The sequence below is a fragment of the Corynebacterium sp. KPL2734 genome (assembly GCF_040225595.1).
In the GTDB taxonomy this organism is placed as follows: domain Bacteria; phylum Actinomycetota; class Actinomycetes; order Mycobacteriales; family Mycobacteriaceae; genus Corynebacterium; species Corynebacterium rhinophilum.
Window position 1 is genome coordinate 21,912 of the sequence record NZ_JBEHFO010000007.1, and the last position, 21,836, is coordinate 43,747.

Sequence of the window (21,836 nt, forward strand, 5' to 3'; positions counted from 1 at the left end):
TTATGAAGAATTTGTCCCGCGCGGCCACGTATCAATGGGGGAGGGCTCGCGCGGTGCCCTGTTCGTGCGGCCGGGGATCTCCATTTCGTGCAGCTTGCGGGCAGTCACGCCCACGCGCGAATCCAGCGAGGAGAGCGTGGAATTATAGGCTTCTACTGCCTTTTCGAGGTTTTGACCCACCTTGCCGTAGTGCTCCGAAAGGGTATTGAGCCGCGAATAGAGCTCGCGTCCCAAGCGTTGGACTTCTTTTGCCTTGGCGGAAATATCTTCTTGGTGCCAACCCATAGCTACCGTGCGCAAAAGCGCGAAGAGTGAGCTCGGGGTGGCGATGACGACGTTGCGCTCAAAACCGAACTCGATGAGCTCAGGATCGACCGATAACGCAGCATCGAGGAAGGGATCCGCTGGCACGAAGAGCACCACGAATTCCGGGGTGGGTTGGAAGGCCTCAATATAGTCCTTGTGGGACAACGCCTGGATGTGGCTGCGCAGCTGATGCGCGTGGCGGCGCAGGTAGCCGGCGTGTTCTTCTGGATCCTCGGTTTCTAGCGCATCGAGGTAAGAAGAAAATGGGACCTTGGCATCGACGATGATATGCCTGCCACCGGCCAAGTTGATGAGCATGTCTGGGCGCACGATGCGGCCGTTTAAGGGGGCAGAGACTTGAGAATCGAAGTCTACGTGCCGTCTCATGCCGCCGAGTTCGACGACGCGCTCTAGCTGAATCTCGCCCCACCGCCCGCGCACATTGGGTGAGCGGAGGGCCGTAACGAGCTGATCTGTGCGCTCTGTTAGCCGGGACGAGGTGCGGGTCACCGCCTGCACTTGGCTGGACAGGGAGGCCAAGTGGGCGGTGCGATCTTCTTCCAATTCTTGGAGCTGGAATCCAAGCCTATCCATGGCCTTTTCCAGCGGTTGCAGCTCGGCCTGGCGGCGCTGGGATTCTTGCAGCGCCCGGTGCTCCTCGCTCGGCGCGGAGCGGGAAGCGGAATGAGAGTGGGCCAACCATCCCAGAACGGCGCCCAATAGGAGACCGATAAACAGCAGCAGCACGGGCAAAGTGGATGTCATGGAATCCACTATGACACGTGCTGCCGACACAGCACACTATTTTTTCGAATCTCCGTTCCAAAGATTTTCAAAGGCATCCCGCGCCCGGCGCAGGTTGGAGCGCATGCTCGGTTCGTCATAGTCCTCCGGGGTGGAATCGACGTCGACGGAGGCATCGAGCGTGGTGGAATCGCCATCGGAAGCCGCGTCGGCGCCGGCGATATCGGGGTTGGCGTGTTCTGGGACCTTGCGCCATTGCTCGCGCTTGTACTGCGCTTGCTCTTCGGTATAGCGGCCGATGAGATAGCCCGCGACGGTGGAGTAGTTGAGCTCGGAGGAGTGCTTTTCCCCGGACTGCAGCTTCATCATGTCCTGCACGTAGCGATAAGCCACCGCGATCATGGCGGCGGTCGGCACGGCCAAGAATCCACCAATGAGTCCAAAGAGCGCGGAGCCGACGATGACGGAGACCAAAACAATGACTGGGTGCAGGTTCATGGCCTTAGCCTGCAGCCACGGCGAGAGGACATTGCCTTCAAGCTGCTGGACCAAAAGAACGAGACCCAAGACCAACAGTGCTTGGGTAAAGCCCAAAGACACTAAGGCGATAACCACCGCGAGCGCGCCGGAGACAATGGCGCCGACGAACGGGATGAAGCCGGCGATGAAGGTGATGATTGCCAGGGCCATCGCCAAGGGCACGCCGATAAGCACGAGGCCGAGGCCGATAAAGATGGCATCGATAAGCGAGACCACCGCCTGTGCCCGAATGAATCCGCCCAGGGTATTCCAGGCGCGCGTGAGCAATTCCGTGAGGTGCCAGCCGGCACGTCGCCCGGTGGCATCGCGCAGCCACGGCAGGAATTTGGTGCCGTCCTTGAGGAAGAAGAAGGTGAGCACCAAGACAATGAACACCGTGACGAAAAATGAGGTGGCATTGCCGATGCCCGTAAATACAGACCCGGCGATAACGCCCGCACGCTCCTGCAACCAGCCTGCGGCCTCGTCGATATAGGTGCTCATATCGTCGCTATCGAGGTTCAAGGGTGGGCCCTGGGCCCAAACCTGGAGCTGCTGGATACCCGAGACCGTTTGTAAGTAGAGCGACTGGGATTGCCGCATGAAGTCCGGTGCCACCGAGGCGATGAGCCCACCGACGGCGGCTGAAGAGAGCAGGATTGTCACAATCGCTGCCAGGCCCGCGGGTAGTCCCTTTGTTCGCATCCAACGCGCCATGGGGTTAAGCACGGTACAGATAATAAGAGCCAAGAGCACTGGAAGGATGCCCTGCCAGAAGCTACCCAGGACCTGATAGACAGCAAAAAGGAAAACGCCGATTATCAGCAGGCGCACGGCCCACAGGGAGGTCGATTTCACCATCTCGCCCGCGATGACGGAGCGATCGACCTGATTGCCCGGGGGATGCGGCGATACGTCGTCCAATTGGTTGGTGTCGAAGTCACCGTCCATCTTATCGCCCGGGCTCGCCTGTGGCTTTTCGGGTGTTGGTTGCTTATCAGAACTCACCCCACCATCTTGCCTCATAACGCGGTAGGTGCGTTAGGATTAGCCCCGTGAGTCTTACACTAGGAATCGTCGGCTTGCCCAATGTGGGCAAGTCCACTTTGTTTAATGCCCTGACCCGTTCCGAAATCTTGGCGGCTAATTACCCATTCGCCACCATCGAGCCCAACGTGGGCTTGGTGGAGCTGCCGGATCCCCGTTTGGACGCCCTCGCCAAGATGTTCAACTCCGAGCGTATCTTGCCGGCGACCGTGTCCTTCGTGGATATTGCCGGCATCGTCGCAGGTGCCTCGCAGGGCGAGGGTATGGGAAACGCCTTCCTAGCCAATATCCGCGAGGCCGACGCTATCTGCCAGGTGGTCCGCGCCTTTTCTGATGACAATGTCATCCACGTCGATGGCCAGGTAGATCCCGGCAATGACATTTCCGTTATTAATACAGAGCTGATTCTGGCGGATCTGCAGACCATCGAGAAGGCCCTGCCGCGCTTAGAAAAGGATGCCCGGAAGAATAAGGACTTGGCGCCTGTTGTGGAGGCCACCAAGAAGGCGCAGGAAATCCTAGAGGATGACCGCACCCTCTTCGCCGCCGCCAAGACCGGCGAGATTGATCTTTCCCTCGTACGCGAGCTGCACCTGATGACGGCTAAGCCCTTCCTCTATGTCTTTAACTCGGACGAGGCTGTGCTTACCGATGCCACCAAGAAGGACGAACTGCGCCAGCTCGTCGCCCCAGCAGATTGCGTCTTCCTCGATGCACAAACCGAGTCTGAGCTCTTGGAGCTGGATGAGGACGAGGCAAGCGAGCTGCTCGAGGCAGTAGGCCAAGAAGAGCCCGGCTTGGCTACCTTGGCCAAGGCCGGTTTCTCCACCTTGGGCCTGCAAACCTACCTCACCGCTGGTGAAAAGGAAGCCCGCGCGTGGACCATTAAGCAAGGCGCTGCTGCGCCCCAGGCTGCCGGTGTTATTCACACTGATTTTGAAAAGAAGTTTATCAAGGCAGAAATCGTCTCCTTCGATGATCTTGTCGCTGCTGGATCCATGGCCGAGGCGCGCGCCAACGGCAAGGTCCGCCAAGAAGGCAAGGACTACATCATGCACGATGGCGACGTGTGTGACTTCAAGATCGGCGGCTAAATCCTAGCTTGTTGCAGGTCGCGGTAGGGAACGTGGCGAGCACGCGAATTTAGAGTTATCCTATCTGCGTACGCAACAACAATAAGGAGGTCATAATAATGGCTGAGCTAGAAAACAAGACGATTGCAATCATTGCTACGAATGACTTTGAAGACTCCGAGCTGACCTCTCCGCTAGAGGCCGTGCAGAAGGCCGGCGCTACTGTGAAGGTTCTGGCGCCTAAGGCCGGCACCATTACGGGCAAGAACGGTACCGAGATCAATGTTGATGCTACGACCAAGGACTCCGAGGGTGAGACCTTCGACGGCATCATCCTGCCTGGCGGCACCAATAACGCCGACCTCATCCGCCTGGATGAGGCAGCCGTTAGCATCGTGCGCAAGCACATGGGCGAGGACCGCCCCTTGGGCGCTATCTGCCACGGCGGCTGGATTCTAGCCGATGCAGAGTCTCTCAAGGGCCGTACCTTGACGTCCTTCCCGTCCCTGCAGACCGATCTCCGCAATGCAGGTGCTACCTGGGTTGACGAAGAGGTCCACTGCGACCAGGGCTTGGTCTCCTCCCGTACCCCGGATGACCTGCCTGCATTCAACGCTAAGTTGGTCGAAGAGTTCGCAGAGGGTCAGCACTAAATTAGGCTAAAGCCTTAATTACTCCCTACGAGCCAGAGCGTGAGAAACTTTCTGGCTCGTAGGGAGATTTTTCGTCTATATGGGCTCCTCGCGTTCGCTAGGGTGGATCAAGGATTTGGTTGAATGTTTAAGGATTCTCGCCGTCTGCTAACCTGTGAACCTAGAAGGGGAGTAGTTCCTACGGCGCTTACTGCGCCGCGATGACTGGTCGACACACTGGCTTAAAAGGCCCGGCCACTCAGCATCGAGGCATCGATGCGAACGAGACCTTCGGACTGATTCTGGTTGCCGAAGGGAGAGTAGTAGACCTTGTCTTCTTTAAGTACTGAGCAGCGTATTTTAGAGCGCTTTATGATGTTGTCCATCGCCGCGGCGGTGGCGACAATTGTCCTGAAATCCTTGGCGGCGTGGCTGACGGGCTCGGTTGGTTTCTTCTCTGATGCCCTCGAATCCCTCGTGAACCTTGTGGCAGCCATCGCGGGTTATTGCGCCTTGCGTATTGCCGCTAAGCCTGCCGATGATAATCACCACTTTGGCCACGGCAAGGCGGAGTATATTTCCGCGTTGGTAGAAGGAGCGATGATTTTCCTCGCAGCAGGAGCCATCATCTACACCGCAGTCCAACGCCTTTTTACTCCCCAGCCCGTTGAAGAAGGCGGTTGGGGCTTAGCGCTGTCGCTATTGTCCTCGATACTTAATTTGGGCGTCGGTTTGGCCCTGATTAAGGCGGGCAAGCGCTACCGGTCTGCGACGCTAAATGCGGATGGGCACCACCTGATTACGGATGTGTGGACCTCCGCCGGCGTTCTCGTCGGCATGGCTGCGGTGTATCTCACGGGCTGGTTGTGGCTTGATGCGCTTGTGGCCTTGGCCGTTGGCATCAATATCTTGTGGACGGGATTTAAGATTTTGCGCGATTCCGTCAGCAGCCTGCTTTCTGAGGCCCTTCCGCAAGAAGAGCAAGATCAAATTTGGGATCTCTTAGCTGAACTGGAAAAAGAAAAGTCCGTGACTTTCACGGATCGGCGTACGGTAGCCTCCGGCAGGCAAAGAATGGTCTACCTGACCATGGAGGTGCCAGCGGACTGGAGCGTGCTCTACTCACACGAGATTGCCGATGACGTCGAAGTCGCCCTCGACGAGCTTTTCGCCGGATGCAGCGTATTTATCCACGTGGAGCCGGCCGGTGTTGCACATCGCCGCCCACTTCCATTCCGGCAATAAATAAAGGCCCAAGGCGCTGTGCCCTGGGCCTTTATTTTCGTTTATTAAGCCTTGACGCTTACTTCCTCGTCGGAGTCTTCCTCCATGATGTGTTTGACGCCATTTTCGGCTTCATTCCAGACCTCTTGGTTCTGGATGCCCGCGCGCTTGGCGACGACCGTCGCGCACAATGCCTGACCCGTGACGTTGAGTGCCGTACGGCCCATGTCAATGATGGGCTCAATGGCCAGCAGCAAACCAACGCCGGCCAGCGGCAGGCCCAGCGTGGACAGGGTCAGCGTGAGCATGACTGTCGCGCCAGTGGTACCCGCGGTAGCCGCGGAACCAATAACGGAGACGAAAATGATGAGCAGGTATTGCGTGAAGTCTAGGTCCACGCCATAGAATTGCGCGACGAAAATCGCGGCAACAGCAGGGTAGACAGAGGCGCAGCCATCCATCTTCGTAGTAGCGCCGAGTGGCACTGCGAAGGACGCGTACTCGGTGGGAACGCCTAAGGCGCGTTCGCTGAAGCGTTGCGTTGCGGGCATAACACCCATAGAGGAGCGGGTGACAAAGCCCAAGGACGTTACCGGCCAAATGCGCTTGTAGAAGCCCGTGACCGAGATATTGTTGAACTTCAGTACCGCTGGGTAGACCACGGCGAAGACGATTGCCAGGCCCACATACATTGCCAAGACGAATTTGCCCAGGGAGCCAAGTGCGTCCCAGCCGTAGGTAGCAACTGCCTTACCAATGAGCGCTGCGGTACCAATCGGTGCCAGGCGGATAATCCACCACAGGACCTTCTGGATGACCTTGAGGAAGGACTCCGTAAAGTGCAGGAAGGGATCGGCTGCCTTACCGGTCTGTACGGCGGCAATGCCAATGGCCAAGGAGATAACCAGCAGCTGAAGCGCACCGAAGTTCAGCGATATTTCGCCATCGCTGGCAGAGGCGGTAAGGCCAAAGAAGTTTTGTGGCAGGAGCTGCTCAAAGAAGGCAGTCCACGAACCAACGCTTGACGGATCCTCTGCAGCGGATGCATCGACGCTCGTGCCAGCACCGGGCTTCATGACTAATGCCACGACGATGCCCACGATGACGGAGAAGAACGCCGTAATGGCGAACCACACCAACGTAGAAATGGCCAAGGATGCGGCATTGGCAACCTTGCGCAGGTTAGCTACAGAGGTGACCACCGCGGCGAAGATAAGCGGCGGAACCATGACCTTCAATAGCTGGACATAGGCGCCACCGACTCCGCTGAGTAGGTTGGTCAACCACCCTGGATTGTCAGGGTCGGTATCCATCCCAGATGCAATCAGTCCCAGGATGAGGCCGATAATAAGGCCCGCAATGACTTGCGCGCCAAACCCCGTTGCCCAGCTAGGAAGTTTGGAGTGAGAGGAAACTTTTTGTGTCATAGAACGTCCTTTAGAAATAAAATGAACAGGTCTGACTATTTGTTGAGTACGGTTCTGTTCAACTTCAACTAGTTTCACTTTATTCCACGCGTCAAACCGCAAAGAAAAAGGGTCTCGTTTGCAGCAGGAGAATTGCTATGACCGCTTTGTAGATAAAGCGGTTCAGTAACCACTCGTGCTTTCACCTTCAGCTGCGACCTCCATCCCGCCCTTTATCTCCTCCTCCTGCAACGCCGCCCTTCGCGCTCACCGCGAGCATCAGCTCGGTTGGCTCGCCTATCTCCCGTGAGCGCGAAGGGAGGGGTAGGGGAGATGAATGGTCGCCCTCGATTTAATACACTGCCCGTCCGCTCGAATTCGTCTTCCTCACCTTCGCGCTCACCGATAGCGCAGCGCCCCGGTGAAAGCCGCTGCCGGTGAGCGCGAAGGGCGGTTGGGTACTACGCGCAAACTAAGAGAACAGCGCTTAATCAAAGCAGCGGGGTACCGTTAGCTGCCATACTGGAATGATGAAGATTCTGGTAACTGCTTTTGATGCCTTTGGCGGCGAAGAGATTAACCCTACAGAACGTGCGCTGGATAGGCTGCCGGATGAAATCCGCGGCGCGCAGATTATTAAGCACCCTGTGCCAACGGTATTCGGTGAAGCACTGAAACAGGCAATTACTGCGGCCGAGGAAGAAGATGTGGACGCGGTGGTCTGCCTGGGGCAGGCCGGCGGGCGCGGGCATATCACTCCGGAGCGGGTAGGCATCAACTTGGCGGATGCTTCTATTCCGGATAATGCGGGCAACCAGCCAATCGATGAACCAGTGGTTGAAGGTGGCCCAGTCGCATACTTTTCCACTCTGCCGGTGAAGGCGATGGTCGCAGCGATTCAGGAGGCGGAGATTCCGGCACGGGTCTCGACCACCGCGGGAACGTTTGTGTGCAACCACCTGCTTTATGGCCTGCTGCACCATTTCAAAGATACGCAGGTAAAAGCAGGCTTTATCCACGTGCCGTTTATTAAGGAGCAGAATAAAGAAAACAGCCCGCTGCTGGAGCTCGCGGACGTCGTGCAGGGCGTGGAATGCGCGATCAGCGCAGTTGCGAAAAACGCTTAGGGTCACCTTGCTAGAGAAATTTTCCGCCCAAATATAGATTTAAAGTCATGTCTCGCTTAAGTCCTCTCAACTGGCCGGTGGTGCGCCAGCTGCGTAGCGGCGATCCCTTTGGCAGGGATATCAATACGCAGTCTTCTAAGAGTAAGGAAAAGCACGGGCGCACGGTGGAAGCTGACCGCGTGGTGCAATCCGTGTGCCCATACTGCGCCGTCGGTTGTGCCCAGCGCGTATACGTCAAAGATGACCGGGTCATCCAGATTGAGGGCGATCCAGATTCGCCGATTTCGCGCGGGCGTTTGTGCCCCAAGGGCTCGGCGTCGGAGCAGTTGGTCAACTCCGCAACGCGTTTGACCAAGATTAAATATCGCGCACCGCACTCCACCGAGTGGCAGGAGCTGGATGAAGACACCGCGATGGACATGATCGCGGATCGTTTCTTGGAAGCGCGCCGGAAGGGCTGGCAAGACACCGACGACTCGGGGCGGACGTTGAACCGCACGATGGGTGTCGCTGGCCTTGGTGGCGCGACCTTGGATAACGAGGAAAACTACCTCATCAAGAAGCTTTTTACCGCTGCCGGTGCGGTGCAGCTCGAAAACCAGGCGCGCATATGACACTCCGCCACAGTTCCTAGTTTAGGAACTTCGTTTGGCCGCGGCGGCGCAACCCAACCGCTGCAGGATATGGCGAATGCTGATTGCATCGTCATTGAGGGTTCGAATATGGCCGAGTGCCACCCGGTGGGATTCCAGTGGGTCGTAGAAGCTAAAAAGCGTGGTGCCCGCATTATTCACGTGGATCCGCGGTATACGCGTACCTCTGCGTTCTCCAACCGTCACATTGGTATTCGCGGCGGTACCGACGTGGTGCTGTTGGGTGCGGTCATTAATTACATGCTCCAGAATGAACTGTACTTCCGCGATTATGTCGTGGCATATACCAATGCGCCGATGATCATCTCGGAGGACTACCAGGACACCGAGGAATTGGACGGACTGTTTTCTGGCTATGACCCGGAAACCGGCACGTACGTGACCGATTCGTGGCAGTACGTGCAAAAGCCGGAAGGTTCTTCCTGGAATGTGGAGCGAGATGACACCCTGGAGCACCCGAATTCGGTCTTCCAGATTCTCAAGCGCCACTATGCGCGCTATACCCCTGAGCTGGTAGAAGAAACCTGCGGCATCGCGCAGGAAGACTTCTACTACTTGGCGGATTCCATTGCGCAGAATTCGGATCCGGAACACACCACGTGTTTCGCCTATGCCTTGGGCTTTACCCAGCACACCTTGGGCGCGCAGTTCATCCGTACCGCTGCCATTTTGCAGCTCTTGATGGGCAATGTGGGCCGTCCGGGCTCCGGAATCATGGCCCTGCGCGGGCATGCCTCCATTCAGGGATCCACGGATATCCCGACGCTCTTCCACTCCCTGCCCGGCTACCTGCCCATGCCGAGCGTGGAAAAGCAGACGTGGCCGGAATTCGTGGATGAGATCCGGGATGAGTCCCAAAAGGGCTTCTGGCAGATCGGCGAAAATTACGCCGTGTCCTTGATGAAGTCCTACTGGGGAGACGCGGCGACCAAGGAAAATAACTGGGGCTATGACCTCATGCCGCGCATTTCCGGCGCGCATTCCACCTACGAAACCTTGCAAGCCATGCTTAATGGCCAGGTAGATGGCTACTTCGTCTTTGGCCAGAATCCGGCGGTGGCGCAGTCCAATGGTGGCATGCAGCGTCGCGGTTTGGCATCGCTGAAGTGGCTGGTCGTGCGCGATTTCCAGGAAATCGAAACCGCATCGTTTTGGAAGGATGCGCCGGAGATTAAAAACGGCGAGCTGAAGACGGAAGACATCGAAACCGAGGTCTTCTTAATGCCCGCAGCCACCCACGTGGAAAAGGCCGGTACCTTTACCCAGACCCAGCGCATGCTGCAGTGGCGCTTCCAAGCGGCACCGCCGCCAGGCGATGCCAAGAGCGAGCTGTGGTTCTTCTACCAGCTGGGTAAGAAGCTGAAGGAACGCCTGCGCGATTCCACTGATCCGCGCGATCTCCCGCTTCAGAAGGTGACGTGGGATTACGTGGAAAATGAGGAAGGCGAACCGAACTCGGAGGACGTCCTCAAAGAGATCAACGGCTACTACCTGGATGGTCCAAAGAAGGGCGAGCTTTTGCCCACCTTCGTGGAGATGAAGAATGACGGCACGACCTCCGGCGGCTGCTGGATCTACACCGGCGTGTACAAGGACGGCGTTAACCAGTCCGCGCGCAAGGTCCCGGGTTCGGAGCAGAACGAGGTCGCGCCCGAGTGGGGCTGGGTATGGCCTGCTAACCGCCGCATTTTGTACAACCGTGCATCGGCCAAGCCGGATGGCACCCCGTGGTCCGAGCGCAAGAAGTACGTGTGGTGGGACGAGGCCCAGGGCAAGTGGGTAGGCGATGACGTCCCTGACTTCCCGGTGACGAAGTCGCCCGAGTACAAGGCTCCCGCCGATGCCGTCGGTCCGGACGCCCTTGATGGCACGGACGCCTTCATCATGCAGGCGGACGGTCGCGGGTGGCTCTTTGCGCCTTCCGGGCTTTCCGATGGCCCTTTGCCCACCCACTACGAGCCGCAGGAGTCTCCGGTGACCAACGTGCTGTATAAGCAGCAGCAATCACCGACGCGCTTGACCATCAAGCGCCCGGATAACTTGCAGCGTCCAGAACCGGGCATGCCCGGTGCGGAGGTGTTCCCGTTCGTATTTTCTACCTACCGTCTCACGGAGATGTATACCTCGGGTGCGATGTCGCGCCGCCTGCCCTATCTGGCGGAGCTGCAGCCGGGCCTATTCTGCGAGGTGGATAAGGACTTGGCCGCAAAGCGTGGCCTGGAAAATGGCGAGTGGGCAACGATTATCTCGCCGCGCGGCGTGATTGAGGCGCAGGTCTTGGTCACCGATCGCATGCAGATGCTGAAGATTAATGGGGAAGAATTCCACCAGATTGGCCTGCCCTTCCACTACGGCGAGTCCGAGACCACCGCTGTGGCCGGCGACGGGGCCAACGATCTCTTGGGTCTTACGCTCGAGCCGAATGTGTTCATTCAGAACTCAAAGATCGGCGCCTGCGATATCCAACCGGGCCGCAGGCCTAGGGGAGAAGGCCGCTTGAAGCTGCTCAAGCAGTATCAGGAGCGGGCGCAGTTGAGCGTGGATTCCGGCAATGATTTGTTGTCGGTCCCTGACTCGTTTACCTATAACCCCGAGCCCGAAAAGCACAGTCAATCTGGCGCGGATAGTAGTGATGATGAGACGGCAAGCGATGGCGAAGAAGGTAAGTAAATGACTAATCTACTGACCGAGGACGCGGGCCAGCACGGCTATGATTCCTACCGCCGCATGGCCTTTTTCACCGATACGTCCGTGTGCATCGGCTGCAAGGCCTGCGAGGTGGCGTGCAAGGAATGGAACCGCAATCCAGTAGAGGGATATGACGTCACCGGTGATTCCTATGACAATACCGGTGCCTTGGGCGCTAATACGTGGCGGCACGTGGCCTTCGTGGAGCAAAACAATGACCGCATTGAGAAGGCGCGCGAAGAGGGAAAACAGCTTATTTCCCTGGGCATGCCCACCATCGGTGGAAAACCGCACGAGGTCGATACCACTCCGCCGGATACGGATACGTTCCGGTGGTTGATGTCCTCGGACGTCTGCAAGCACTGCACCCATGCAGGGTGTTTGGACGTGTGCCCAACCGGTGCGCTCTTCCGTACCGAGTTTGGCACCGTGGTCGTACAAGATGATGTGTGCAATGGCTGCGGAACCTGCGTTGCGGGTTGCCCCTTCGGCGTCATCGAACGCCGCGATGATGGCGGGGTGTCGTTGAAATACGATAAGACCGCGACGGTGGATTATCAGGATAATTCGCACGCCGGCATCAACGTGCTCAAAAAGCTCAAGCAGCGCAAGCCCTACGGCACGGATCACACGCCGGGTGAGGCAATGCCGATTAAGAATGTGGGCGTCGCCCAGAAGTGCACCATGTGCTACGACCGCCTGAAACAGGGCGAGCAGCCGGCGTGCTCCAAGACGTGTCCCACGGATTCCATCCAGTTCGGTACCTATGAGGACATGCTGGCCGCGGCGAAGGATCGCGTGCGCGTCCTGCACGAACAGGGCTTAACGGAGGCGCGGCTCTATGGAGCCAATGACAACGATGGCGTGGGCGGAACCGGCTCTATCTTCTTATTGCTGGATTCGCCAGAGGTCTATGGCCTGCCGCCGGACCCGCGCGTGCCCACTGCGGATCTGCCGAGCATGTATAAGACCGCGGCAAAGGCCATCGGCGGGATGGCGCTGGCCGTGGCGGGTTCCTTTTTGATTGGAGGGCGCAAATGAGCGGTTTTGATGAGTACCGGCCACCGCAACCGGAGCGGCCGAATCGCTACCGCAATTTCGACGGGCCAAAGCGCAAGAAGAAGCGCAAGCGCCCGGGTGCGGGTGCGCAGGATGGCTCCAAAGAGGAGCGGATGGCAGAAGACTTCGAGTTTTCTTCCTACTACGGCAGGCCTGTGGTTAAGGCCCCGCCGTGGGAATGGCCCATCGGTGGATATTTCTTCTTGGGCGGTATTGCAGGCGGGTCGGGCCTTCTTGCTACCGGTGCACAGGCCGCAGGCAACGCGCCATTGCGCCGGACCACGCGGGTAGCGGCCTTTGGCGCGGCGGCCGCAGGATCGGTCTTTTTGATTTTGGACCTGGGCCGGCCGGAGCGCGCATTGAATATGTTCCGCGTCTTCAAGGTGACCTCGCCGATGTCGCTCGGATCGTGGCTACTCGCCGGCTTTTCCACCGCGGCGGCCATTCCGGCCGCGGTAGAGGTGGATAACGCGACCAAGCGGAAGCTGCCGCTGCCGAAGTGGCTGCGCGCGGGCCTTGGCAAGGCCGCGACTCCGGCCGGGGTGATAACCGGCGTGCTCGGTGGCCCACTGGCCGGATATACGGCGGTATTGCTATCTAATACGTCCAACCCAGTGTGGAATGACATGAAGCGGCACTTGCCCTATGTCTTTGTATCTTCGGCTTCGGCAGCAGCCTCTGGCCTGGCCATGGTGACCACTCCGGTAAAGCACGCCGGTCCCGCCCGTGCCTTGGGAATGGCAGCTGCGGCCAGCGATATCGCGGCGACGAAGGTGCTTGAAAGCAATATGGAGCCGGAGCCGCGCGAGGAATTGCATCACGGCGCACCGGGAAAGCTCATGCGCGCCTCGGAATACTTGATTGCTGCCGGCGGCGTGGGCAGCGCGGTGGCAGCGGCGACGAAGTCCCGCGCCGTGTCTGTGGCCGCGGGCCTATCATTGCTTGCCGGATCCGCGTGCACGCGCTTTGGTGTGCTCAACGCTGGCTTGGAGGCGGTCAAGAACCCGGCCACCACGATGGGGCCGTAAAAACGCCGCGCGGAGCGGCGCCGGCGCGAGCAGGGCCTTGCCACTGACGTGCTCAGCGCAGGTTAGCGCAGGGCCAGCCAGGTTTAGTCGAGGTTGGCGAAGGAATCGGCGAGCTCTTCGCCGATCTCCTGCATGCGCGATTGCTCCGCCTCTAAGGACTCGGAATCGCGGTGGAGGTAATAATTGACGGCGGCGTCATGCACCGTGGTCACGCAGGTGGTCGAGATGGCATCCTCAACCTCCCAAGCAGAGCAATAAAAATGCCGGTCCGCTGCGGTGAAATCGAACGGTTTGTACTCATTTCCCCCGCGGCCTTGGGCGGCATTTTGCTTATCGATGTCCTCATTGACCAGTTCCAAGTAGCGCTCTGCCGCCGCATCTGGGTCATCGGGGCATACGGCCTCGTTATCGGACTCGTATTTCGTGCCCAGTACGCTAACCTTCTCCGGCGAGTCGCCGCCGTAGAGCACGGAGAAGGAGTCATCCTCATCGCTGGTGGAATCGGGATCCTGGTTAGCACCGATGAGGGTATCCGGCAGGGAAGTGCGCAGCTCCGATAATTCAATGGGTGAGCAGCCGCGGTTGGTGCTCCCGTCGGCGCAGGCGACAAGGCTCGCACCGAGGGCGAGGGTGGCAAGGGGCAGGCTAAAAATGCGGTGATTCATCTTAGGAAATGGTGATGTAGGCATCGTTAGAAAGCGGCTTAGTGCGGCCGATGACGGGGTAGCCCGGGACTTCGCCGATGATGAGGAGGCCGCCGGAAGTTTGGGCATCGGCAAGCAGCACTAGCTCTTCCTCCGTAAGGGAGGAGGGGTGCAGGTGCGGGCGGACCCAATCCAGGTTGCGGCGCGAACCGCCCGGGATAAAGCCTTCCGCGAGGGCATCGGTGGCGCCGTCCACGGTGGGCACGGCGGAAAAGTCCAGCTCGGCCGATACGCCGGAGGCGCGGCACATCTTGTACAGGTGGCCGAGCAGCCCGAAGCCGGTGACATCGGTGGCCGCGCGCGCACCGGCGGCGACCGCATCCTGGGCGGCCTGGCGGTTGAGCGCGGTCATGGAATCGATGGCGGCCTGGGATACCTTGCCGGTGGCCTTGTGCTTATTATTCAAAATGCCCACGCCGATGGGCTTGGTCAGCGTAATGGGCAGGCCGGCCTCCGCGGCATCATTGCGCATGAGCTTTTCGGGATCGCCGATGCCCGTCGCCGCCATGCCGTACAGCGGCTCCGGGGCGGTAATGGAGTGACCGCCGGTAATGGAAATGCCTGCCTCGGTGGCTTTATCCATGCCGCCGCGCAGCACTTCGCGCAGGATGTCCAAGCCAAGCTTTTCATTGGGCCAGCCCACGAGGTTGATGGCGGTAATGGGGGTGCCACCCATGGCGTAGACATCAGATAGCGCATTGGCCGCGGCAATCTGGCCCCAGGTATAGGGATCATTGACCATGGGGGTGAAAAAGTCCGCGGTGGAAATCACGGCGAGGCCGTTGTCGATCTTGACTGCTGCAGCGTCATCGCCATCGTCGAGGCCGACCAAGACGTTGGGGTCGGCCTTGCCGATGAGCCCTTCTACCGCCGATTCCAATTCCCCGGCGGGAATCTTGCAGGCGCAGCCGCCGCCGGCGGCGAAAGAGGTTAAGTTAATCTGCTCTGTCATGCTGGTCATTTTACCCGCCGGAAAGTGGTGGGGCGGCGGCGGTGGGGTGCGCGGGGGATCTGTAAAGTAGCCAGGCGGAGGCGTACGTGTCCTGGTGGGCGCCCCGGTCTTCAAAACCGGTGAGGCCGAGCATCTCGGTCTGGCAGGTTCGATTCCTGTCCGTCTCCGCCATACGCGCGCAAGGAGGAAAACGAGTGCCGAGCCATCACGCTGGTCGCCCCGCGAATAATGCCCGTGATCCCCGCCGGAATTTACCCCGCATGGATGAGCTTTTGCGGCTCCCCGCAGTAGAAAGCGCGCGGGAGATAATCGCAGAACACGCCGTCCGCGCAACGATTAAAGGAGTGCTGTCCGCCGCCCGGCGCGGGGAGGTGCCCGTTACCGGCGTAGAAGAAGAAATAGCGCGAAGGCTGGTTGACCACAGCACCCATTCCTTGCAGCCGGTCATCAACGCCACCGGCGTCATCATCCATACAAATTTGGGCCGCGCCCCGCTGCCAGAGGCTGCGATAGCCGCGCTGCAGGACGCGGCCGGATATACCGACGTGGAAATGGACTTAGACACCGGGCGGCGCTCGTCCCGGCGCGGCGCCGGTGCCACCCAGGCCCTATTGGCGGCCTGCCCCGGCGCGGAGGATGCACTGGTGGTCAATAACGGTGCGGCGGCCCTATTGCTGGCCACGGCCGCGTTGGCCCCGGGCAAGGAGATCATCATCTCGCGCGGCGAGCTCATTGAAATCGGCGCGGGGTTCCGCCTACCGGAGCTGATTGAATCCACCGCGACGCGCCTGCGGGAGGTAGGCGCGACCAACCGGACGCACCTCCATGATTATGAACGCGCGCTGGGGGAGGAGACCGGCGCGATTTTGAAGGTGCACCCGTCCAATTTTCGGATTGAAGGTTTTAGCTCCTCGGTGGGTGTGGGCGAGTTGGCGCAGCTGGCGAAGAAACAAGACACGAACCTTATTGTGGATCTCGGCTCAGGCTTGCTCACCCATGATCCGGTCCTGCCGGACGAGCCCGATATTCACGCGCAGCTCAAGGCCGGGGCGGATATTGTCATCGCCTCGGGCGATAAGCTATTGGGCGGGCCGCAGGCCGGGATCCTGTTGGGCACTAAGGACGCGATTGCGGCGGTGAAAAAGCACCCGTTGGCGCGGGCGGTGCGCATCGATAAGCTGCGGCTCAATGCCCTGGAAGCAGCGATCACAACGCCTGCCAATGCGGTGCAGCAGGCGCTCCACCTTGACCCGGCGTGCCACCGCGCGCGCACCGAGGCCATCGCCGCGGCGGTGGGCGGCGAGGTTGTTGACCACGCAGGCCGCGTCGGCGGGGGAGGCGCCCCCGAATACCCGCTGCCTGGCGTTGCGGTATCCCTGCCGGAGGAACTGGCGCCAAAGCTGCGCCAGCACACCCCGCCGGTGATGGCGCGCCAGCACCAGGGCCGCTGCCTCATCGACGTGCGCTGCGTGCCCGAGACCCAGGATGAGGTGCTCATCGCGGCCATCCGGGCGGTGATGTAGGTGTACGTTATCGCGACCGCCGGACATGTCGATCACGGCAAATCCAGCCTGGTGCGCGCCTTAACGGATATGGATCCGGATAGGTGGGCCGAGGAAAAGCGCCGCGGGCTGACCATTGATCTGGGCTTTGTGTGGACGGCGCTGCCCTCTGGTGCGGACGTGGCGTTTGTAGATGTCCCCGGCCACGAAAAGTTCTTTGGCAATATGCTCGCTGGGGTGGGCCCGGCCTCCGTGGTGCTCTTCGTGGTTGCCGCGGACGAGGGCTGGCAGGCCCAATCCACCGACCACCGCGATGCGCTGCACGCGCTGGGTATCGAGCACGGGATTATCGCCCTGACCCGCAGCGACCGCGCCGATGAAAAGCGCCGCGCGGAGGTCGCCGCTCAAGTGCGCACGCAGTTTTCTGCCACGCCGCTTGCCGATGCCCCCATTATCCCCGTCTCCTCCCACACCGGCGAAGGCCTGGCGGAACTGGGCGCGGCGCTGGATGAACTGGTGGCCCAAGTGCCCGCACCCGCGATAGATGCCCCGGTGCGGCTGTGGATCGATCGCGCCTTTAGCGTCAAGGGCGCGGGAACCGTGGCGACCGGGACGCTCAGCGCCGGCACGCTGCGCACCGGCGACACCCTGGTGCTTTCCACCGCGGCAGGGGACAACCGCGTGGAGATCCGCGGCCTGCACAGCGAAAATACCGCGCAGGAATCCCTGGGCCCCGTAACACGTGCCGCGGTCAACCTGCGCGGGGTCGATGCCGCCGATATCCACCGCGGTGACCTGCTGCTTACCCCAGGTGCGTGGCGCGCTATCGATACCGTAGACGTCCACCGCACCTTTGGCACCGCACTTGATGAATTGCCCGATAACCTCGTGGTCCACTGCGGTACCGCCGGGGTAGAAGCGCATTTGCAGCCGCTGTCAGCGGATTTCGCCCGCCTGCGCCTATCGCGCGCTATGCCGCTGATCATCCTGGATCGCCTTGTCGTCCGCAGCCCCGGTGGCCGCCATGTCAGCGCCGGCGTGGAGGTCATCGACGTGCGCCCGCCGGAGCTAGATCGCCGCGGTGCCGCCCGCAAGCGTGCCGAGGCATTGGCGGAGCACACCTCCTTCCGCAATCCTTCCTCCTACCTGCAGCGTGTGGGCTATGCCCGGCGCGCGGACCTGGAACTCGATGGTTATGACACCGATGCCACGCCGTCGGGCATCATTAGCTTTCAACAGTGGTGGATTGCCGCCCGCCAGGTAACGCGCTGGAAAGAAGCGCTGACTACCGCGCTGCAGGAGCACGCCGCGGCCAATCCGCTCGCGCCAGGCATGCCGCGCAAGGCGGCACTCGATGCCTTGGGACTTAAGGAAGAGGGGCTGCTGCGCCTAGCGGTGGCCGCTGCCCACGCGGAAGAATCCGAAGGCCTTATCCGCCTGCCGGGCCACACCGTGGATCTTGGCGCCGCCGAGTCCGCCGTGGCTGAATTAGAGCGCATGTTAGAAAAGGAGCCCTTCGCCGCACCGGAGGTGCACGAGCTTAAAGAGCTGGGACTGAGCGAGAAAGAACTGGCCGCAGCCGAGCGCGCTGAGCGCCTATTACGCCTGAAAGACGGGATCATCCTCTTACCGGACGCGCCGGGCAAGGCACGGGAGCACCTCTCACAACTCGAGCAGCCCTTCACCCTGTCCGCCGCCCGCCAAGCGCTAGGGACCACCCGCCGGGTGGCCATCCCGCTGCTGGAATACCTCGATGCCCACGGCATTACCCGCCGCGGCGAAGGCGGCAAGCGCACACTGCGCTAAGCAAACGCGTCCGACCTATTTGCGGTGATTTCCGCCGCGCGGGCGGGACTGCTCGCGCGCCACGCGCCGGGCACGCACGCGGGCGGATTCGGAAGAAAAGCGGCCCGGTTCCTCCGCGACGGGAAGCGCGCGCCAGCTCAGGTTCTGTGAGCCCGGCATGGACGAGACCAAGTCAGCCAAGCCGCTGCTAGCAGGCGGTGCCGCAGCCTGGTCGCCCTCGTGGGCACGAGGCGTGGGCGGGGCAGCGCCGTCTCCCGGGGCAGCGTCGTTCTCTGGAGCAGTGCTGGGCGTCGTGGGCGAAGCTTCGGCAGGGCCAAGATCCTTGTTGGCACTCGGACTGACCGGGCGCCTCGAGCCGGCGGGAAGATCGCTGGCGATGTCGGCGGACTCCAGCGCGAACTCCCACTCCTCGGGCGGGGCTGGGGTGGCAGGACGGGAGGTGGCACCAGGAAGCGCGGTGCGGCCAGACGGCGCCCGCAGGGGTGGCACCGCCGGGGAGAATAATTCGCTATCTGGGGAATCCGCTGCGGGGATATCGACCGCGATCATCCCACCGGCGCTATACGCACGGGCGGCCATCGTGGTACCGGCTTCTTGCGCCGCCGCATACGCGGTGCGCAGGCCAGGCAACTGGCTCAACGCGCCGCACGGGCCGAGCACAGTATCGCCGCAGGCGGCCACGACGGCATCATCGATGACTTTGAGTGTGACAAAGAACTGCTGCGTTTCAAGGTGAGATAGCTGCGACTCGGTCAGGTCGCCCGCCGCAGTATCAACGACTGCACCGTGGCCGCCGGCGAGCAACGCCGATTCGGCCGGCTGGTCATTGACCGGCACCATCCACGGCCACAGCCCGAGGGAGACGGCAACCTCGAGTTCGCCCTCAACAATGCCGACCGTGGCTAGCGTCTGCGGGGTGGCTTGCGATGCCTTCAACCGGTGCAGGTCCGGATATTCGGCTGCCTCTACCTCATCGAGAAACCCGATGAAGCCAAACTCCGAACGCACCCGCCAGCCGTTGGAGTAGGTATCGGGCTCTAGAGAGACATCGATAAGCGCGGGCTGACTACCCATACCGGGGATGCTGAGCACCGTGCCGGAGATAACATGTTCCAATATAGCGACGTGTTCGACGCCGAAGTAGCTGGTAGCAAGCGGGTAAGGCACCATAGGAAGACAGTAACTCCAAAGCTTCAAAGCGGGGCGTAACGTACGGGTTTCATTTTACGCATGTGGGGGTAAAACATTGCTTAGCCGGTGGTTTTCGGCATTGTTCGTTAACGTGTTAATAATTCCCACAAGTTGAATAGTGAATAATGAAATAGGAGTAGGGCTTTGTCATCTAATTCATCGCCTCGGCCCGATAACGGAACCACCAGTGGGCTGGAGAACGTTAATAATACGGAAGAAAGTCAAAAGCGCGTGCGCGGCGCACAACGCATACTGCACGACACCATCTATCCGCACAATATTCACCCTGCCTTGGTTCCTGGCGTGTCCATTGAGGACCAGAAGGTTAAATACAGCGTGGATAAGACCATCCTGGGCATCGTCGGTGGACTCGTTATCGCCTTCGTAATATGGGGCGTGCTCGCTCCCGAACAGGTTTTTAATACCTCCTCCACCGCCCTGGACTGGGTCATGCGCAACCTAGGCTGGATCTTTACTGCACTGGCCACCTTCCTGATGTTCCTGCTGTTAATCCTCGCCTTTTCCAAATACGGAAAAATCCCACTCGGCGTGGATGGTGAAAAGCCGGAGTTTTCCACGATTAGCTGGGCCGCCATGCTCTTTGGTGCGGGCATCGGCATCGGGCTTATCTTCTTCGGACCCTACGAACCGCTCACTCATTATCTCTCACCGCGCCCAGGAGCCTATGAAGCCGCCAGCAATGAAGCGGTGCTCGGCGCGCTCGCCCAATCGGCCATGCACTGGGGCCTTAATGCGTGGGCCATCTACGCCATCGTCGGGCTGTGCGTGGCCTATGTGTCCTTTCGCCGCGGTCGCGTACCCCTCATGAGCTCCATCTTGATGCCGCTTTTTGGCAACCGCTCCACCGATTCCGCACCGGCGCGCATTATCGATGGCCTGGCGATCATCGCGACGCTCTTTGGTACCGCGGCCACCCTAGGCATTGGCGCGCTGCAGATCGGTCGCGGCGTGGAAATCGTCAGCGGTTGGTCTACCACTGGCAATACCGCAGCCTTGGTCATCATTGTCGTGCTTTCCATCGGCACCATCTTTTCCGCAGTGTCTGGTGTAGCTAAGGGCGTGCGGTGGCTATCCAATATCAACCTGGCATTGGCGCTGGGTATCGCGATCTTCTTCTTCGTCATCGGACCGACTGCTCTCCTGGCCAATATGATGCCTGCGGTCATTATCGAGTACCTCGACAACACTCCCGAAATGTTGTCCGCCAACATGGGAGAGGGCGAAGATATGGTCTCCTTCCTGTCCTCATGGACCACGTTCTACTGGGCGTGGTGGGTATCGTGGTCGCCGTTCGTTGGCGTATTCGTGGCCAAGATTTCCCGCGGGCGCACCATCCGCCAATTCGTCCTTGGCGTGCTGTTTATTCCTTCCGCTATCATCATCGCAGCATTCACCATCTTGGGCGGCACCACCATTTGGCTGCAACGCCGCGATGGCGATATCGCTCCCGATGGGACCATTGATTCCATGCCGGCGGCCGAAGACATCTTCTTCAACGTCTTGGACCATTTCCCCGGATCTAATTGGATGGCACCATTAGTCATCGTCATGCTAGTGGTATTTTTCATCACCACCGCGGACTCGGCCTCGCTGGTCAATTCCCAGCTCACCCAGCGCGGCAACCCGCAGCCGAAAGCCACTGTTACTGTCTTTTGGGTGCTCTGTATGGCGGGCATCGCCGTGGTTATTCTCATGTCCGGCGGCAAAAACGCGCTGCAAGGCCTGCAAAACCTAATCACCATTACGGCGCTTCCTTTTGCCGTCATCATCGTGCTGATGTGCATTGCCCTCATTAGAGAACTGCGCCATGATCCAGCATCGATCCGCCACTATTACGAGCACCAGGCCGTCTCCAATGCTGTCATCCACGGCGTGCGCGATTACGGCGATAATTTTGCCCTGTCTATCGAGCCCACAACGGGAGATTCCGATTACGCTACCGGCGGCGAATTTAATTCCACCGCCGCAGAGGTCACGGAGTGGTACGCGCGCACCGATGAGGAAGGCCATGCCATTGGTTATGACTACGAAGCTGGCCGTTACGTGGAAGATGATCCTTCGGTGGCCGATGGCGAGTTCGTATCCGGCTCCGGCGAAGACGATGCACAGACCCCGCCTTCCCATTAAGGCTTGATAATTATTGTCAGGTACAGT

At 60.0% G+C, this 21,836-nt stretch carries 15 protein-coding genes, 1 tRNA gene and 1 pseudogene; 11 read left to right on the forward strand and 6 right to left on the reverse strand.

Translation table 11 applies throughout. From position 1 onward, the window contains the following. On the reverse strand, positions 1 to 1,071 hold the full coding sequence (locus ABRP88_RS06250; protein ID WP_284782467.1) for a DNA recombination protein RmuC: 1,071 nt from the start codon (positions 1,069 to 1,071) through the stop codon (positions 1 to 3). 36 nt (positions 1,072 to 1,107) lie between these two features. Further along, positions 1,108 to 2,595, reverse strand: coding sequence for an AI-2E family transporter (locus ABRP88_RS06255; protein WP_296089924.1), 1,488 nt, complete (start codon positions 2,593 to 2,595; stop codon positions 1,108 to 1,110). A gap of 29 nt (positions 2,596 to 2,624) precedes the next feature. On the opposite strand from ABRP88_RS06255, the gene ychF reads away from it, so the two are divergent. The 3 genes from ychF (at position 2,625) to ABRP88_RS06270 (ending at position 5,566) form a co-directional block, all read left to right on the forward strand. Further along, the gene (gene ychF / locus ABRP88_RS06260) at positions 2,625 to 3,710 is read left to right on the forward strand and encodes a redox-regulated ATPase YchF (protein ID WP_284769933.1); all 1,086 of its coding nucleotides are present in this window, start codon (positions 2,625 to 2,627) and stop codon (positions 3,708 to 3,710) included. A 98-nt stretch (positions 3,711 to 3,808) separates the two neighbouring features. Continuing rightward, positions 3,809 to 4,342 (forward strand): type 1 glutamine amidotransferase domain-containing protein, encoded by a 534-nt coding sequence (locus tag ABRP88_RS06265; protein WP_349836640.1) that lies wholly within the window; start codon positions 3,809 to 3,811, stop codon positions 4,340 to 4,342. Positions 4,343 to 4,651: 309 nt separating this feature from the next. After that, positions 4,652 to 5,566 carry a cation diffusion facilitator family transporter gene (locus ABRP88_RS06270; RefSeq protein WP_502879869.1) on the forward strand — a complete coding sequence of 305 codons (915 nt, stop codon included), beginning with the start codon at positions 4,652 to 4,654 and terminating at the stop codon, positions 5,564 to 5,566. A 44-nt stretch (positions 5,567 to 5,610) separates the two neighbouring features. On the opposite strand, the gene ABRP88_RS06275 is transcribed toward ABRP88_RS06270, so the two are convergent. Next, on the reverse strand, positions 5,611 to 6,972 hold the full coding sequence (locus tag ABRP88_RS06275; RefSeq protein ID WP_349836641.1) for a dicarboxylate/amino acid:cation symporter: 1,362 nt from the start codon (positions 6,970 to 6,972) through the stop codon (positions 5,611 to 5,613). A gap of 509 nt (positions 6,973 to 7,481) precedes the next feature. Here ABRP88_RS06275 and pcp point away from each other — a divergent pair. From pcp to nrfD, 4 genes and pseudogenes are all read left to right on the forward strand, one after another. Next, the gene (gene pcp, locus ABRP88_RS06280; RefSeq protein WP_349836642.1) at positions 7,482 to 8,078 is read left to right on the forward strand and encodes a pyroglutamyl-peptidase I; all 597 of its coding nucleotides are present in this window, start codon (positions 7,482 to 7,484) and stop codon (positions 8,076 to 8,078) included. Between the two features lie 47 nt (positions 8,079 to 8,125). Next, a complete protein-coding gene (gene fdnG / locus ABRP88_RS06285; RefSeq protein ID WP_349836643.1) occupies positions 8,126 to 11,401 on the forward strand; it encodes a formate dehydrogenase-N subunit alpha in 3,276 nt (1,091 codons plus the stop codon). Continuing rightward, the gene (locus ABRP88_RS06290; protein WP_349836644.1) at positions 11,402 to 12,460 is read left to right on the forward strand and encodes a 4Fe-4S dicluster domain-containing protein; all 1,059 of its coding nucleotides are present in this window, start codon (positions 11,402 to 11,404) and stop codon (positions 12,458 to 12,460) included. It begins immediately after the preceding gene. Continuing rightward, positions 12,457 to 13,572 (forward strand): annotated as a pseudogene (gene nrfD / locus ABRP88_RS06295) (NrfD/PsrC family molybdoenzyme membrane anchor subunit). Before ABRP88_RS06290 ends, nrfD begins: the two are co-directional and overlap by 4 nt. 17 nt (positions 13,573 to 13,589) lie before the next feature. Here nrfD and ABRP88_RS06300 read toward each other — a convergent pair. Next, positions 13,590 to 14,171 (reverse strand): hypothetical protein, encoded by a 582-nt coding sequence (locus ABRP88_RS06300; RefSeq protein WP_349836645.1) that lies wholly within the window; start codon positions 14,169 to 14,171, stop codon positions 13,590 to 13,592. 1 nt (position 14,172) lies between these two features. Continuing rightward, positions 14,173 to 15,162, reverse strand: a complete 990-nt coding sequence (gene selD, locus ABRP88_RS06305) for a selenide, water dikinase SelD (protein WP_349836646.1) — start codon at positions 15,160 to 15,162, stop codon at positions 14,173 to 14,175. Between the two features lie 76 nt (positions 15,163 to 15,238). Between selD and ABRP88_RS06310 the strand changes: the two genes are divergently transcribed. The 3 genes from ABRP88_RS06310 to selB all read left to right on the forward strand — a co-directional run bounded on the left by ABRP88_RS06310 (position 15,239) and on the right by selB (position 18,470). After that, positions 15,239 to 15,333: transfer RNA gene (locus tag ABRP88_RS06310), tRNA-Sec, on the forward strand. A 23-nt stretch (positions 15,334 to 15,356) separates the two neighbouring features. Then, entirely contained in the window at positions 15,357 to 16,685 is a 1,329-nt protein-coding gene (gene selA, locus ABRP88_RS06315; protein WP_349836647.1) for an L-seryl-tRNA(Sec) selenium transferase, read from the forward strand. After that, complete coding sequence (gene selB / locus ABRP88_RS06320; protein ID WP_349836648.1) at positions 16,686 to 18,470, forward strand: selenocysteine-specific translation elongation factor; 1,785 nt, start codon at positions 16,686 to 16,688, stop codon at positions 18,468 to 18,470. 15 nt (positions 18,471 to 18,485) lie between these two features. On the opposite strand, the gene ABRP88_RS06325 is transcribed toward selB, so the two are convergent. Further along, entirely contained in the window at positions 18,486 to 19,640 is a 1,155-nt protein-coding gene (locus tag ABRP88_RS06325) for a hypothetical protein (protein WP_349836649.1), read from the reverse strand. A 252-nt stretch (positions 19,641 to 19,892) separates the two neighbouring features. Between ABRP88_RS06325 and ABRP88_RS06330 the strand changes: the two genes are divergently transcribed. Next, positions 19,893 to 21,809 carry a BCCT family transporter gene (locus ABRP88_RS06330; protein ID WP_502879873.1) on the forward strand — a complete coding sequence of 639 codons (1,917 nt, stop codon included), beginning with the start codon at positions 19,893 to 19,895 and terminating at the stop codon, positions 21,807 to 21,809. Positions 21,810 to 21,836: the final 27 nt, after the last annotated feature.

Coding starts and splice junctions, on each gene's coding strand:
- ABRP88_RS06300 (WP_349836645.1), bottom strand. CDS start 14,171: ATGAATCACCGCATTTTTAGCCTGCCCCTTGCCACCCTCGCCCTCGGT.
- ABRP88_RS06255 (WP_296089924.1), bottom strand. CDS start 2,595: ATGAGGCAAGATGGTGGGGTGAGTTCTGATAAGCAACCAACACCCGAA.
- ABRP88_RS06275 (WP_349836641.1), bottom strand. CDS start 6,972: ATGACACAAAAAGTTTCCTCTCACTCCAAACTTCCTAGCTGGGCAACG.
- selD (WP_349836646.1), bottom strand. CDS start 15,162: ATGACAGAGCAGATTAACTTAACCTCTTTCGCCGCCGGCGGCGGCTGC.
- ABRP88_RS06290 (WP_349836644.1), top strand. CDS start 11,402: ATGACTAATCTACTGACCGAGGACGCGGGCCAGCACGGCTATGATTCC.
- pcp (WP_349836642.1), top strand. CDS start 7,482: ATGAAGATTCTGGTAACTGCTTTTGATGCCTTTGGCGGCGAAGAGATT.
- ABRP88_RS06325 (WP_349836649.1), bottom strand. CDS start 19,640: ATGGTGCCTTACCCGCTTGCTACCAGCTACTTCGGCGTCGAACACGTC.
- ABRP88_RS06250 (WP_284782467.1), bottom strand. CDS start 1,071: ATGACATCCACTTTGCCCGTGCTGCTGCTGTTTATCGGTCTCCTATTG.
- ABRP88_RS06265 (WP_349836640.1), top strand. CDS start 3,809: ATGGCTGAGCTAGAAAACAAGACGATTGCAATCATTGCTACGAATGAC.